Source organism: Arthrobacter sp. D1-17 (assembly GCF_054130535.1).
The window spans coordinates 2,592,651-2,606,223 of record NZ_CP096382.1 but is presented as its reverse complement, the minus strand read 5'-3'; the positions used below and the strand labels follow the sequence as shown (position 1 = coordinate 2,606,223).

Sequence of the window (13,573 nt, the reverse complement as noted above, 5' to 3'; positions counted from 1 at the left end):
GGTGGCGGTAGAGAAGCCGGGCACATGCCCGCGGCCCCGCTGCGCACAGGGAAGGAACGAACGTGTACTGTCCGTTTTGCCGGAACCCTGATTCGCGCGTCGTGGACAGCCGCATGGCCGACGACGGTTCGTCCATCAGGCGGCGCCGCCAATGCCCCGAATGCGGCCGGCGCTTCACCACAGTTGAAACCACCAGCCTTTCCGTCATCAAGCGCTCTGGCGTAGGGGAGCCTTTTAGCCGCAGCAAGGTCATCAACGGCGTCCGCAAAGCGTGCCAGGGCAGGCCGGTGAGCGAGGACGACCTCGCCCTGCTCGCCCAGGAAGTCGAAGAGAACATCAGGGCTTCGGGCGCGGCGGAAATCGATGCCCATGAGGTGGGCCTGATCATCCTGGGTCCGCTGCAGAAGCTGGACAAGGTGGCCTATCTTCGCTTCGCGAGCGTGTACCAGGCTTTCGAATCACTGGAAGACTTCGAATCCGCCATTGCGCTGCTGCGGCACGAGGGAGACGTCGACGGCAAGCCGGCCGAAGGCAAGAGTCCGGAACAGAGCACGCTTTAAGCTCCGGTGGCGGCAGCGGAGGGGAAGCCGCACAAGCCGGCACCGGCTCCAGTAAAAAACCGAAGGCGGCAGACATTGAGTCTGCCGCCTTCGGTTTTCCCTGGAGGCGCTGCGCGGGCAGGAATCAGCCCGGCTGGAACCTACTTTGCGAGCTCGTGCTTCACGGCGATCTCAAGGGCTGCCCCCACGATGCCGGCTTCGTTTTTCAGCTCGGCCGGAACGATGGGCGTGCGCAGCTTCAGCCGCGGCAGGTACTCATCGGCGCGCTTGGAAATTCCGCCGCCGACGATGAACAGTTCCGGGGAGAACAGGAACTCGACGTGGGAGAAGTAGCGCTGCAGGAGCACGCTGTACTCCTCCCAGCTGAGGCCGTCCCGCTCACGTGCCACGGCAGAGGCCTTGCTTTCGGCGTCGAAACCGTCGATCTCAAGGTGGCCGAGCTCGGCATTCGGAACCAGTTGGCCATTGAAGATGAACGCTGAACCGATGCCGGTGCCGAGTGTGATGACGAGGACAGTGCCGTTGACGCCTTCACCGGCGCCGTAGCGTGCCTCGGCAAGCCCGGCGGCGTCGGCGTCGTTAATGACTTCCACCGGGCGGCCCAACCGGGCAGTGAGCAACGCGTCGATGTCGGTGTTGATCCAGCTCTTATCCACGTTGGCGGCGGAGTGGACCACACCGTGCTGGATGATGCCGGGAAACGTGACGCCCACCGGGCTGTCCGCTTCGGGTGCGTCAGGGCGCGCAGACAGTTCCTCCACGACCTTCGCGACGACTTCCATGACAGCGGCCGGGGTAGCAGGCTGGGGAGTTGCCAGGCGGAAGCGGTCGCCAATCAGTTTGCCCTTCTTCAGGTCAACGATGCCGCCCTTGATTCCGGTGCCGCCGATATCAATACCGATCAGCGGTGCGTTCTTGCGGGTCTTTTCGTCCTTTTTAGCCAATGCGATTCCGTTCGTGGCAGGGTTTTGGGCTCGGGCTGGCAAGGGTCGCTTGCCTGGGGAGTCTGGGCCGGTGCAGACTGGGCGTTAGGGAAGGGTGAGGATCTCCGCGCCCGTTTCGGTGACGAGCAGGGTGTGTTCGAACTGGGCAGTGCGCTTCCGGTCGCGGGTCACAACCGTCCAGTCGTCTGCCCACATGTCCCACTCAACGGTGCCGAGCGTAAGCATGGGTTCGATCGTGAACACCATGCCGGCTTCGATCACGGTGTTGTAGGCAGGGGCAGCGTCATAGTGGGGAATGATCAGGCCGGTATGGAAGGCTTCCCCCACTCCATGGCCGGTGAAGTCGCGGACAACGCCGTAGCCGAAACGCTTGGCGTAGGACTCGATGGCGCGGCCGATCACGTTGATTTCCCGCCCCGGCGCGACTGCCTTAATGGCCCGGTTCAGCGACTCCTGGGTGCGCTCCACCAAGAGGCGCGACTCCTCGTCCACGTCCCCCACCAGGAAGGTGTAGTTCGTGTCTCCGTGCACTCCGCCGATGAACGCGGTGATGTCGATGTTGAGAATGTCCCCGTCCTTGACCACTGTGCTGTCCGGAATCCCGTGGCAGATGACCTCGTTCAGTGAGGAGCACAAGGACTTGGGGAAGCCGCGGTAGCCAAGAGTTGACGGGTAGGCCTTGTGGTCCAGCAGGAATTCGTGGCCGATCCGGTCAAGTTCGTCCGTGGTCACGCCGGGGACAATGTGTTTTCCCACTTCGACGATGGCCTGGGCAGCGATTTTTCCTGCTATGCGGATTTTCTCGATCGTCTCGGCCGGCTTTACCTCTGAGCCGGTGAACCTAGACGGTCCCGGCTTGCCGACGTACTCGGGCCGCGGTATGGAAGCAGGCACCGGACGCTGTGGGCTGACGGATCCGGGGGTCAGCGTGCCGGTTGGTGCGGTCGAGGCTAAGGAAGGCATAGATTGATCATATAAGGCAGGGCAGATTGGCATGTAAATTAATGCGGCGCCGCGGCCACATGGCGTTCTACGTTACGTGGATCACTTGTAGCCGAGTGACAAGCGGCGCCGGGTGAAGAAGCAGCGCCGTCCGGAAAACAGCTCCAGCCCGGCCATCCAGCGGAAGCGAGGAACGTCGATGCCCCAGTACTGGTACAACGTAAAGACACATGAGGTCGAAGAGGACGCCATGTCGGACTGGACCCAGCTCATCGGCCCGTACAAAACCCGGGAAGAGGCCGAGCACGCCCTGGAGAAGGTCCACGCCCGCAATGAGGCGTGGGAAAAGGGCGACGAGGACTAGCGCGGGAGGGGAAGCGCTGGAACGAGTGGTCGCGGAAGCCGCTAGAATGAGTGCTCCCGGCCTGGAAACTGTCCGGACCGGACATCATCGCCGTAGGCCTTGGCGGCATCACTGAGGATAGTCCGCAGGTCTGCGTACTGCTTGACGAACTTGGCCATTTTGCCGCCCCGGAGGCCTGCCATGTCCTGCCAGACCAGCACCTGACCGGTCGTGACATTTCCGGCGCCGATGCCGATGGTCGGCACCGCGACGGCGGCGTCGACTGCTGCTGCCGTCTCGGCCGGAACCATTTCCATGAGCACGCAGAACGCGCCCGCGTCTACCAGCGCCACGGCGTCGTCGATCAGCCGCTTTGCATCATCCCCGCGGCCCTGCACGCGGTAGCCGCCCAGCGAGTGCTCACTTTGGGGCGTGAAGCCGATGTGGGCCATCACGGGAATGCCCGCCTGCACCATGGCTCGGACGGTCTCAGCGTAGAACGCGCCGCCTTCAATCTTCACGGCATGGGCCAGGCCTTCCTTCAGGAAGCGGACGCCGGTGGCGACCGCCTGCTGGGCGGACACCTCATAGCTGCCGAACGGCAGGTCCGCCACGACCAGGGCGCGCTTTGCTGAACGGGTCACGGCGCGGCACAGGGGCAGCAGTTCGTCAACAGTCACAGGGAGGCTGGATTCGTTGCCGAAGACGTTGTTCGACGCCGAGTCGCCCACGAGCAGTACTTCGATGCCGGCCTGGTCGAAGATCTCCGCGGTGTACTGGTCATACGCCGTCAGCATGGCGAAACGCTCACCGCTGGCTTTGGCCTGCTGCAGGTGATGCGTGCGGATCCTGGCTGCCGGTTTCCGCGGAGCGCCCGACGACGGCGGTTCCCCCGCTGCAGGGCCGCTGCCGTAAGGGGCGGGTACTTCTGCGGACGCGCTTGAGTCAGGACTGCTGCTGGTGGAGGCCATAGGCTAGAGCGTAAACCGAGACCCGCTGCCCTAGCCACCGCCGTCTCTTCGGCGGCAGGTGATTCGCCTCACAGGACCCGCCTCGCGGGGACCTGTGAAAGACGGTGTGGGTCGTTGTAACGGCAATTGTGCCTGCGGCAGGTGTTAACGCTGTGTTACGCGGTACAGCTGCGCCAACATTGCAACTGAATGCTTAGTAAAGTGAATCGTGAGCTGCCGCGGCCTCTTTCATCGCATTGGGCCCCGGCATGAACGTTGACCCGGAGAAGAGGCCTTCATGGACCGCCAGCAAGAGTTTGTCCTGCGCACGATCGAAGAGCGCGACGTACGTTTTGTGCGTCTGTGGTTCACCGACGTCGTAGGTTCACTCAAATCAGTGGCGCTGGCGCCAGCCGAAGTCGAAGGCGCGTTTGAAGAGGGCCTGGGCTTTGACGGGTCCTCTATCGAAGGCCTGGCCCGCGTGTTCGAATCCGACATGCTCGCCCAGCCTGATCCCGCCACATTCCAGATCCTGCCCTGGCGCGGTGAGACCGAGCAGACGTCGAGGATGTTCTGCGACATTCTCACGCCGGATGGGGAGCCCTCGGCCGCTGACCCCCGCAACGTCCTCAAGCGCACTCTGGCCAAGGCCGCCGACATGGGCTTCACCTGCTACACGCACCCGGAAATCGAGTTTTACCTTCTGAAGTCCCAAGAGCCCGGACCGGACGGCGCGCCGATTCCCGTGGACGAGGGCGGCTACTTCGACCACGTGCCCGGCGGAGTGGCCCAGGACTTCCGCCGCACCGCCGTCACCATGCTCGAGTCGGTGGGCATCTCCGTGGAGTTCAGCCACCACGAGGCGGGTCCCGGCCAAAACGAGATCGACCTTCGCTACGCGGACGCCCTCCAGACGGCGGACAACATCATGACGTTCCGTACGGTGATCAAAGAGGTGGCGCTCCAGCAGGGGACGTACGCAACCTTCATGCCCAAGCCGTTCACCGCGCACCCGGGTTCGGGCATGCATACGCACTTCTCGCTGTTCGAGGGTGATACCAATGCATTCTTTGAGGCAGGGGCCGAGTTCCAGCTGTCCGAGACCGCGCGCCAGTTCATCGCCGGCATCCTCAAGCACGCTCCGGAGTTCACTGCCGTGACCAACCAGTTCGTGAACTCCTACAAGCGCCTGTGGGGCGGAGGAGAAGCGCCCAGCTACCTGAGCTGGGGCCACAACAACCGCTCCGCCCTGGTGCGCGTGCCGCTGTACAAGCCGGGCAAGGGACAGTCCGCCCGGATCGAATACCGCGGCATTGACTCCGCAGCCAACCCCTACCTCGCCTACGCCGTGCTTCTGGGCGCCGGGCTCAAGGGTATCGAGGAGGGCTACCAGCTTCCCGCCGCGGCCGAGGACGACATCTGGTCGCTGAGCTCGGCGGAACGCCGTGCCATGGGCCACGACCCGCTGCCCGCCAGCCTGCACGACGCGATCCGCAGCATGGAGGACTCCGAGCTCATGCCACAGATCCTGGGTGAGCAGGTGTTCGAGCACTTCCTGCGCAACAAGAGGGCGGAATGGCAGGACTACCGCCTTCAGGTGACCCCTTATGAACTGCAGCGAAACCTCGCGATCCTGTAGGCGGTCGGCGTGAGCCTGGCCCGCCGCCTCATCTCCGCCGGCTTCAGTGACCTGGAGAAGGGCGAACGGTTCCTCGCGGCCCCGGAACTCGAGGGCATCGATCAGGACGTGCTCTTCGCGGGCCTCCAGCTTGCCGCGAGCCCGGATGCTGCGCTGCAATCGCTGGTCCGGCTGATCGAAAAGCATCCTGACCTGAGGGAGCTGGCTGCCGCTGACACTGACTCCAGCGAGCCCCTGTACCGGGTCCTGGGGGCAAGTGAGGCCCTGGGCGAGTTCCTCATCCGGCATCCGGAACATTTGGAGGCCTTCGACGTTAAAGTCAGCCCGGAACCGCTCCAGGCGCCGGCTGACGAACTGCGGACGGGGCTCCTGAAATCGGTACAGGCAGACCCGAGGGCGTCGCGCCCGGTTGCGGGAATTACCGGCCCCGAGGCGTACGAGGCCCTGCGCACGGCGTATCGGCGCGGTGTGGTCGACCTGGCCGTCAAGGACCTTTGTGCGGCGGACCCGCTGGACTTCATGCCCGCTGTCGGCGCCGAGCTTGCCGATCTGGCCGGCGCTGCCATCGAGGCCGCCCTGGCCGTCTCCCGGGCGGAGGCGGGAGCGCAGTTCAACGCGGAGGAGGTTGCCGACGTCGGCCTTGCCGTGATCGGCATGGGTAAGTGCGGTGCGCGCGAGCTCAACTACATTTCCGACGTCGACGTCATCTACGTCGTGGAGGCCGGGCTGCTCGAGGATGCGCGGGCAAACAGCATCGGCACTGCCCTTGCCTCCGGCATCTCGCGCGCCATTTCCTCCCCGGCCCGCGAACCCGGCCTGTGGGAGGTGGATGCCAACCTCCGTCCCGAGGGTAAGTCCGGGCCGCTGGTCCGGACGCTTGATTCGCACCGGAGCTATTACGCCCGTTGGGCTGAGAGCTGGGAATTCCAGGCGCTGCTGAAGGCCAGGACAATTGCCGGCGATGCGGACCTGGGCAGCCGGTACGAAGAAGCTGTATCGCCGCTTGTGTGGTCTTCCGCCGGCCGGGACGGGTTCGTCGAATCGGTGCAGGCTATGCGCCGGCGGGTGACCGAACACATTCCCGCCGCGGAGGAACAGCGCCAGATCAAGCTCGGCCGCGGCGGGCTGCGGGACGTCGAGTTCACGGTGCAGCTCCTGCAGCTGGTGCACGGAAAATCCGACGAGTCGCTGCGGTGCCGTGATACGACATCTGCCATCGCCGCCCTGTCCGCAGGCGGGTACATCGGCAGGGCGGACGCCTCCGCATTTGACCGTGCCTACCGGTACTTGCGGCTGCTGGAACACCGCATCCAGCTGTTCCAGCTGCGCCGCACCCACCTGATGCCGGTCAAGGAACCTGCCCTGCGGGCCCTGGCCAAAGCCGTGCTGGGCCCCTTCTCCACGGACCGGCCGCATCCTGACGCGCTCATGGCGGCATGGCAGAAGACAAAGCGCTCGGTCCGGGAACTGCATGACCGGATCTTCTACCGGCCGCTGCTGAACACCGCTGCGAAACTGAGCAGTGAGGATGCCCGCCTGACCCCGGAAGCAGCCCAAGGCCGCCTTGCCGCGCTCGGGTACCGCGATCCGCAGGGAGCCCTGCGGCATATCGAGGCTCTCACGGCGGGTGTCAGCCGTAGGGCCGCCTTGCAGCGGCAGCTGCTGCCCATCCTGCTGGGCTGGCTCGCTGAAGGCGTCGATCCCGACACCGGCCTGCTCGCGTTCCGGCGCGTCAGCGAGTCCCTGGGTACCACCCACTGGTACCTCGGCATGCTGCGGGATTCTGCCGCGGCAGCAGAACGGCTCTGCCACATGCTCTCCAATTCACGGCTCATTGCCGACCTGCTCGAAGTATCGCCGGAATCCGTGGCGTGGCTGGGGTCGGACAAGGACCTCACACCCCTGAGCTTTGAGGCGCAGTGGCAGGAAATCGTCTCCAAGATGTCCCGCCACGCCGAGCCGGAAAGCGCCATGAGGCTGATCCGGCTGATCCGGCGGCGTGAGATCCTGCGCATCGCCATCGCGGACAGCGCCGGACTGCTCACCCAGGACCAGGTGGGCGTGGCGCTGGCCGAAACGGACCGCGCCGCCATCCTCGGGGCCCTGCGGGTGGCCGAGAACATTGTGTCGGCGACGGGGCCCCTGAAGACCTCGGTGCTGGTGGTGGCTATGGGCCGGCAGGGCGGCCGGGAAATCGGGTACGGTTCCGACGCCGATGTGCTCTACGTCCACCGCGCCCTGCCCGGCTGTGCGGACGGTGAAGCCCAGGAGCAGGCGGCAAAGATCGTTGGCCATGTCTCCAGCCTCCTCACCCAGCCTCTGCGGCCCGCCATCATGGCCGAGCGCGTGCTCACGGTTGACGCGGACCTCCGCCCCGAGGGCAAGAGCGGTGCGATGGTGAGGTCGCTGGAATCGTACGCCGAGTACTACCGCCGCTGGTCCCTGGCGTGGGAGGCCCAGGCACTCCTGCGGGCCAGGCCCATTGCCGGGGACGACCAGCTGGCGGATGCCTTCCTCCGGCTCATCAATCCGATACGCTACCCCGAGTCGCTCTCGGAGGCGGACGTCCGGGAGATCAGGCGCATTAAGGCCAGGGTGGAGTCCGAACGGCTGCCGCGCGGTGCCGACCCTGCCCGGCACCTCAAGCTCGGCCGGGGCGGGCTCAGCGACGTCGAATGGCTGGTGCAGCTGCTGCAGCTGCAGCACGCGGGGCAGCACCCCGAATTGAGGACGACGTCGACGATCGGTGCTTTGGAGGCGGCAGCTGAGCTGGGCCTCATCGAAGCCGCCGACGCCGGGTTGCTGGCCGAAGCCTGGCGCCTCGCCAGCCGCATCCGCTCCGCCAATGTCATCTGGACGGGGCGTGCCTCGGACCTGCTGCCGTCCTCGCGTCGGGACCTCGAAGCAGTGGCGCGCTGGTGCGGATATGAGGAGGGGATGGCCACGGCTTTCGAGGAGAACTACCTTCGGGTGAGCCGGCGCGCGCGTGCCGTCTTCGAGAAGGTCTTCTACGGTCACTAGGCCAGTGGCAAACCGCATTCCGCAGGGCTGACATGCTTTGGCGCGGGTGCTAGGTTGGCCCCATGGCTACCCAAATCTTTGTCAATCTCCCTGTCTCGGACCTGGACAAGTCGGTGGAGTTCTTCACGGCGCTGGGGTTCACCTTCAACCCGGACTACACCGACGAGAACGCCACGTGCATGGTCATCAATGACAACGCCTACGTGATGCTGCTGGTCGAGGGCTTCTTCAAAACCTTCACGTCCAAGGACATCGTCGATGCCAGGCGATCTACCGAGGTGATCATGGCCTTTTCAGCGGACAGCCGCGAGGGCGTTGACGGACTGTACAACAAGGCGATCGACGCCGGGGGCTCCTCGTCCCAGCCCGCCCAGGACTACGGCTTCATGTACAGCCGCAGTTTCCAGGACCCCGACGGCCACCTCTGGGAGGTCATGTGGATGGACCCGGCCGGCCCCCAGGCCGAGACCGCGACGTCCGCCGCCGGGGCTGAATGACGCGGCTGAATGACGCTTCCCGCAGCGCGGGTAGTCCGCGGGTAGTCTCAGAACATGCTTCCCGACGTCTGGCTCATCTCCCTGAGGGACCTTGACGACGATGCCCGGGCCATCCACCTTGGCGAAGTCGCGCTGATGGAACTGGGCGCAGGCCAAAATGACTTCGTTGGCGATCCGCTGCGGATGATGCTGGCAGGTCTGGAAGAACAGTCCCGCCGTCCTTATGTGATCGAGTCCGGCGGGAAGGCTGCCGGGGTGCTGACCCTGCAGTCGGGCGCGGCCACGCTGGCAGGATGGCCCGATGACCACTCGGTCTGGCTGCTCCGCGGGTTCCTCATCGACAGAACCCTGCAGGGGTCGGGGCTGGGGACGGCAGCCGCGGCAGCAGCGGTGGCTGCCGCCGCAAAACTCACGGCGCGGCAGGGAAGCGGGGAGTCCGGCGTCGTACTTTCCGTCAACGAGCGCAACAGAGCCGGCATAACCGCCTACCTCAAGGCCGGGTTTGAGGACCGCGGACTATACCAGGGCGGCGAAGCAGGCCCGCAACGGACCATGTACGCGGCCTTCTGATATGTCCGGGCGGTCTTCCGGGTGCTTATAGACTGCTGGAGTACGTGTTCCTCGACCTTTAGGAGAAGTGCATGAACTACAGCGGAAGTCCGTCTGAGAAAGCAGTGGCGGCCGGCGAACTGGACAGGAGCCATGTGGGGCAGTCGGTGAGCTTTCAGTCGAATGATTTCACAGTGGTGTTCGGAAAGATCGCGGGTATCGCACGCACGGAAGCCCAGGTGTACCTGACACTGGAAGGCGTAGGTGGCGGAACCCACCTGAAGGATGAGTATGACCTTCCGGTCGGCCAGCACGTCTATCTGCAGCTCGATCCGTTGAGCAACGCCGGCAAGACCATTTCTGACGCGGAGAAGATCATCAAGGAAAAGTTCGACGAGCTCAAAAAGAACCTCCTTGACCGGGAACAGAAGTCCGGCTCCCAGTAGTAGCGGCTTCTAGGGGCTGCTGTTGGCAGGGCCTGTTTCTGCAAGGTCTGCCGGCCTGGAAGCAAAGAACCCCGCAACGCTTCGGCGTTGCGGGGTTCTTTCGGTGATGCAGGTATAACCAGATAACAGTCCTGGCTAGACGCCGTAGTAGAGCTCGAACTCGTAGGGGTTCGGGCGCAGGGACAGCGGGCGGATCTCGTTCTCGTACTTGTACTCGATCCAGGTGTCGATCAGGTCCTGGGTGAACACGCCGCCGGCCTGCAGGAACTCGTTGTCCTCGCGCAGGGCCTCCAAGGCTTCCTCGAGGGTGCCCGGAGCCTTCGGGATGTCCTTCGCTTCTTCGGCGGGGAGCTCGTAAAGGTCCTTGTCGATCGGAGCCGGCGGCTCAATACGGTTGCGGATGCCGTCGATGCCGGCCATCAGCTGGGCGGCGAAAGCCAGGTAGGGGTTGGAGGAGGGGTCCGGAGCGCGGAATTCGATGCGCTTGGCCTTCGGGTTGGTGCCCGTGATCGGGATGCGGATACCGGCGGAGCGGTTGCCCTGCGAGTAGACCATGTTGACCGGAGCCTCGAAGCCCTTGACCAGGCGGCGGTACGAGTTGACCGTCGGGTTGGTGAAGGCCAGCACGGCGGAAGCGTGCTTCAGCAGGCCGCCGATGTACCAGCGGGCAGTGTCAGACAGGCCGGCGTAGCCCTTCTCGTCGTAGAACAGCGGCTGGCCGCCGGTCCACAGTGACTGGTGGCAGTGCATGCCCGAGCCGTTGTCACCGAAGACCGGCTTCGGCATGAAGGTAACGGACTTGCCCCAGGCGTCAGCGGTGTTCTTGATGACGTACTTGAACTTCTGCAGGTCATCGGCCGCGTGGGTCAGCGTGGTGAACTTGTAGTTGATTTCAGCCTGGCCGGCGGAACCCACTTCGTGGTGGCTGCGCTCGACCTCGAGGCCGGCTTCGTCCAGGGCGACACACATGGCGTCACGCAGGTCAGCCTGCTTGTCGGTCGGGGAGACCGGGAAGTAGCCGCCCTTGACGGGGGTCTTGTAGCCCAGGTTTCCGCCTTCTTCTTCGCGGCCGCTGTTCCAGTGGGCTTCTTCCGAGTCGATCTTGTAGAAGCTGCCCTCAGGGGAGGACTGGTACTGGACGTTATCGAAGACGAAGAACTCTGCTTCAGGGGCGAAGAAGGCGGTGTCTGCGATGCCGGTGGAGGCGAGGTAGGCTTCGGCCTTCTCAGCCACGCCACGGGGGTCACGGTGGTAAGGGTCACCGGTGCGGGGGTTCACGATGGAGAAGTTCAGCGCAAGGGTCTTCTCCAGACGGAAGGTGTCCAGGAATGCGGTGGTGACATCCGGGATCAGCTGCATGTCCGACTCGGCAATGCCCTGGAAGCCGCGGATGGAAGATCCGTCGAAGAGCTGGCCATTGACGAAGAAATCAGCGTCGACGCTCTTCGCCGGCACGTTGAAGTGCTGCTGCACGCCAGGAAGGTCGGTGAAGCGGATATCGACGAACTTAATATCTTCGTCCTGGATGAACTTGAGGACTTCGTCCGCAGTCTTGAACATCTATGCTCCTTACGCATATGTAATAACTGGCTGGAGGCCTATGTGGTCCAGCGCAATCGGGGTGCAGCGCAGTCGGAATCGGGCGAAAAACACAAAAGTGCCCCCGCCTCCAGCTCGCTGGCAACTGTTACCACCCTAGGGACAAGGGATTTCCCGTCCGTGTCCGCTTTGTTTCCGGCAGGTTACATAACCGCCTGATATGTAAACGCTATACGGTGTCCACAGTGTGGTCTATCCGGATCCACTATCCGGGAGATCCGAACTCGGCTGAGCGGGGCAGCGGACCGCTAAACTTGGACAGTGGTAGATCGCAGAGATATTGGTTCCTGGCTGTCCGGGCCGGACACATCCGGCATTTCCAAGTACCCGGGGGAGCGCCTTGGGCTTCCTGAATCGGGTCCCGGATCCATTGCCCGGGCCGGGCGGCGGATTGCGGCGATCCTCATCGACTGGACCCTGGCCCTGCTGATCAGCAACTTCCTGTTTTCGGGCGATTCGTGGGCCACACTCGCCGTCTTTGCAGCCGAGCAAATCCTGCTGCTCGGAACCCTCGGCTACAGCATCGGCCACCGCGCCATGAGCATCCGTGTGGTGCGGCTTGGCGGCGCGCCGGCCGGCCCCCTTGCAGCCCTGGTCCGGACCCTGCTGCTGTGCCTGGTGATTCCCGCCGTAATTTTCGACCCGGACCAGCGGGGTCTGCATGACAAGGCCGCGAAGACGGTGCTGGTCCGCATGTAGCGGGCCGGCGCTGCCGGACCCGCCGCGGCGGGGCCGGCCGCCGCAGCACAACATCCGGACGCTAGACGTCCGCAGTTTCTTCCCCGGCGCGTTCCTTGACGTCCCGTTCCACTGACGCTGCCTGCCCTCCGGCGGGGGTTGTGCCGGCCGCCGTCAGATAGCCGCGGCCTCCTGCCCAGCGCTCGAACAGCAGCGTGGCAAACGGTAGGACTGCCGAGAAACCGGCGAAAAGAGCGACGAGGAACGGCCAGCGCTGCAGCCGCCACAGGACGAGGGCTGTCAGGCCATAGCCGATGAACAGCCCGCCGTGGATGGGACCGGCGATTTCCACGCCCAGCTCGGTGGTCTTGGCGATCCATTTGAAGTACATACCGGCCAGCAGTGCCGCCCAGCTGAACGCTTCGGCAAGGGCGAGCACGCGGAAGATGCTTATGACGGCGGTAGTTGACGGTACTTTCACGGGGTCTCCGGCTCTGTCGGTGGTTGGCGGCGGGTGGCAGCACGCAGCTTCCGCCGGTGTGTCAGGCAAATGAAAGCGCCCCGGCAGCCGGAGGAAGTCCGGCCGCCGGGGCGGATCAGGAAGTTTTAGCGTCCGCGCTGGGGACGGGCCTTGTAGGGATCAATGCCCTTCGGAATGGGGAGCCGTGTGCCGAGGGACGAGATGCGCTTGGACACGGCGCTGACCTCGATCTTGGTGAGCTCCTTGTCCAGCTTGTTCATCTTCTTCGCAACCTGGCTGATGGGCGTCTGGCCTTCGCCGCGGCCGCTCTCGATGACATGAATGGTCACGTTGGGAAGGATGCGCGCGAGCTTCTTGCGCTCAGCGTCCAGGAGCGGCTTGACGCGGTGCGAGGGGCCTTCGCTGACCAGCACGATGCCGGGACGGCCGATGGCGCGGAAGACAGCGTCCTGGGTACGCGGGTTGACTGCGACCGGCTGTTCTTCCGTGATCCAGCCGCGCTTAAGCGTGCTGAGCGCAGCCCCGGACGCTCCGGGCTGGTTTTCGATCTGGGCGAAAGCCGCCCGTTCGGCGCGCCGCGACAGGATGAAGGTAGCGGCCAGGAAACCCAGCGGGATGCCGATGATCAGGCCGGTAATCCAGTTGTTCAGCAACAGGCCAACGATGAGGCTGACTGCGACGACTCCCAGGAACGCCAGCAGCATGAGCCACGGGACCATGGGATCGTGGCGGCGCGTCATGGTGAAGACTTCGCCGATCTGCTTGAGCCGGCTGGGCTTCTTGACCTTCGCTTCCTTGGGCTTGCGCGAGAAGAGGCCGCGCTTGGGAGCGTCAGCTGCCGGAGGGTTGTTGCTGGAATCAGGGGTTTTCGCCATAGTGCCTTAATTCTACGTGATCCATGACAAAGGACCGGACGCCGGAAAC

General features: G+C 64.4%; 14 protein-coding genes. 8 read left to right on the top strand and 6 right to left on the bottom strand.

Annotated elements, in window-relative coordinates; all coding sequences use genetic code 11:
* Nucleotides 1-62: 62 nt before the first annotated feature.
* Nucleotides 63-560 (top strand): transcriptional regulator NrdR, encoded by a 498-nt coding sequence (nrdR, locus tag M1E01_RS12140; protein ID WP_457971844.1) that lies wholly within the window; start codon nucleotides 63-65, stop codon nucleotides 558-560.
* 140 nt (nucleotides 561-700) lie between these two features.
* On the opposite strand, the gene ppgK is transcribed toward nrdR, so the two are convergent.
* The gene (gene ppgK / locus M1E01_RS12135) at nucleotides 701-1,504 is read right to left on the bottom strand and encodes a polyphosphate--glucose phosphotransferase (RefSeq protein WP_457971843.1); all 804 of its coding nucleotides are present in this window, start codon (nucleotides 1,502-1,504) and stop codon (nucleotides 701-703) included.
* Nucleotides 1,505-1,588: 84 nt separating this feature from the next.
* Nucleotides 1,589-2,467 (bottom strand): type I methionyl aminopeptidase, encoded by an 879-nt coding sequence (gene map / locus M1E01_RS12130; RefSeq protein ID WP_457971842.1) that lies wholly within the window; start codon nucleotides 2,465-2,467, stop codon nucleotides 1,589-1,591.
* Between the two features lie 178 nt (nucleotides 2,468-2,645).
* On the opposite strand from map, the gene M1E01_RS12125 reads away from it, so the two are divergent.
* Nucleotides 2,646-2,810 (top strand): SPOR domain-containing protein, encoded by a 165-nt coding sequence (locus M1E01_RS12125; RefSeq protein WP_400480745.1) that lies wholly within the window; start codon nucleotides 2,646-2,648, stop codon nucleotides 2,808-2,810.
* A 41-nt stretch (nucleotides 2,811-2,851) separates the two neighbouring features.
* Here the strand turns inward: M1E01_RS12125 and panB are convergent, their stop codons facing one another.
* Entirely contained in the window at nucleotides 2,852-3,760 is a 909-nt protein-coding gene (gene panB, locus M1E01_RS12120) for a 3-methyl-2-oxobutanoate hydroxymethyltransferase (RefSeq protein ID WP_457971841.1), read from the bottom strand.
* Between the two features lie 277 nt (nucleotides 3,761-4,037).
* Here panB and glnA (M1E01_RS12115) point away from each other — a divergent pair, with 277 nt between their 5' ends.
* The 5 genes from glnA (M1E01_RS12115) (at nucleotide 4,038) to M1E01_RS12095 (ending at nucleotide 9,891) form a co-directional block, all read left to right on the top strand.
* Nucleotides 4,038-5,378 carry a type I glutamate--ammonia ligase gene (gene glnA, locus M1E01_RS12115; protein WP_457971840.1) on the top strand — a complete coding sequence of 447 codons (1,341 nt, stop codon included), beginning with the start codon at nucleotides 4,038-4,040 and terminating at the stop codon, nucleotides 5,376-5,378.
* Between the two features lie 9 nt (nucleotides 5,379-5,387).
* Entirely contained in the window at nucleotides 5,388-8,399 is a 3,012-nt protein-coding gene (locus M1E01_RS12110; protein WP_457971839.1) for a bifunctional [glutamine synthetase] adenylyltransferase/[glutamine synthetase]-adenylyl-L-tyrosine phosphorylase, read from the top strand.
* A gap of 62 nt (nucleotides 8,400-8,461) precedes the next feature.
* Nucleotides 8,462-8,896, top strand: a complete 435-nt coding sequence (locus M1E01_RS12105; protein ID WP_457971838.1) for a VOC family protein — start codon at nucleotides 8,462-8,464, stop codon at nucleotides 8,894-8,896.
* Between the two features lie 54 nt (nucleotides 8,897-8,950).
* A complete protein-coding gene (locus M1E01_RS12100; protein WP_457971837.1) occupies nucleotides 8,951-9,466 on the top strand; it encodes a GNAT family N-acetyltransferase in 516 nt (171 codons plus the stop codon).
* Nucleotides 9,467-9,537: 71 nt separating this feature from the next.
* Nucleotides 9,538-9,891 (top strand): hypothetical protein, encoded by a 354-nt coding sequence (locus tag M1E01_RS12095; protein ID WP_457971836.1) that lies wholly within the window; start codon nucleotides 9,538-9,540, stop codon nucleotides 9,889-9,891.
* Between the two features lie 135 nt (nucleotides 9,892-10,026).
* On the opposite strand, the gene glnA (M1E01_RS12090) is transcribed toward M1E01_RS12095, so the two are convergent.
* The gene (glnA, locus tag M1E01_RS12090; RefSeq protein ID WP_457971835.1) at nucleotides 10,027-11,451 is read right to left on the bottom strand and encodes a type I glutamate--ammonia ligase; all 1,425 of its coding nucleotides are present in this window, start codon (nucleotides 11,449-11,451) and stop codon (nucleotides 10,027-10,029) included.
* A 300-nt stretch (nucleotides 11,452-11,751) separates the two neighbouring features.
* Here glnA (M1E01_RS12090) and M1E01_RS12085 point away from each other — a divergent pair, with 300 nt between their 5' ends.
* Entirely contained in the window at nucleotides 11,752-12,189 is a 438-nt protein-coding gene (locus M1E01_RS12085; RefSeq protein ID WP_457971834.1) for an RDD family protein, read from the top strand.
* A gap of 61 nt (nucleotides 12,190-12,250) precedes the next feature.
* On the opposite strand, the gene M1E01_RS12080 is transcribed toward M1E01_RS12085, so the two are convergent.
* Both M1E01_RS12080 and M1E01_RS12075 read right to left on the bottom strand, forming a co-directional pair.
* Nucleotides 12,251-12,649: a DUF3817 domain-containing protein gene (locus M1E01_RS12080; protein WP_457971833.1), complete on the bottom strand. Its 399-nt coding sequence runs from the start codon at nucleotides 12,647-12,649 to the stop codon at nucleotides 12,251-12,253.
* A gap of 125 nt (nucleotides 12,650-12,774) precedes the next feature.
* On the bottom strand, nucleotides 12,775-13,524 hold the full coding sequence (locus M1E01_RS12075; RefSeq protein ID WP_457971832.1) for a DUF4191 domain-containing protein: 750 nt from the start codon (nucleotides 13,522-13,524) through the stop codon (nucleotides 12,775-12,777).
* Nucleotides 13,525-13,573: the final 49 nt, after the last annotated feature.

Bases quoted from the DNA above. Each gene is read 5' to 3' on its own strand.
- map (WP_457971842.1), bottom strand. From the start codon at position 2,467: ATGCCTTCCTTAGCCTCGACCGCACCAACCGGCACGCTGACCCCCGGA.
- M1E01_RS12125 (WP_400480745.1), top strand. From the start codon at position 2,646: ATGCCCCAGTACTGGTACAACGTAAAGACACATGAGGTCGAAGAGGAC.
- panB (WP_457971841.1), bottom strand. From the start codon at position 3,760: ATGGCCTCCACCAGCAGCAGTCCTGACTCAAGCGCGTCCGCAGAAGTA.
- glnA (WP_457971840.1), top strand. From the start codon at position 4,038: ATGGACCGCCAGCAAGAGTTTGTCCTGCGCACGATCGAAGAGCGCGAC.
- M1E01_RS12105 (WP_457971838.1), top strand. From the start codon at position 8,462: ATGGCTACCCAAATCTTTGTCAATCTCCCTGTCTCGGACCTGGACAAG.
- M1E01_RS12100 (WP_457971837.1), top strand. From the start codon at position 8,951: ATGCTTCCCGACGTCTGGCTCATCTCCCTGAGGGACCTTGACGACGAT.
- M1E01_RS12095 (WP_457971836.1), top strand. From the start codon at position 9,538: ATGAACTACAGCGGAAGTCCGTCTGAGAAAGCAGTGGCGGCCGGCGAA.
- glnA (WP_457971835.1), bottom strand. From the start codon at position 11,451: ATGTTCAAGACTGCGGACGAAGTCCTCAAGTTCATCCAGGACGAAGAT.
- M1E01_RS12075 (WP_457971832.1), bottom strand. From the start codon at position 13,524: ATGGCGAAAACCCCTGATTCCAGCAACAACCCTCCGGCAGCTGACGCT.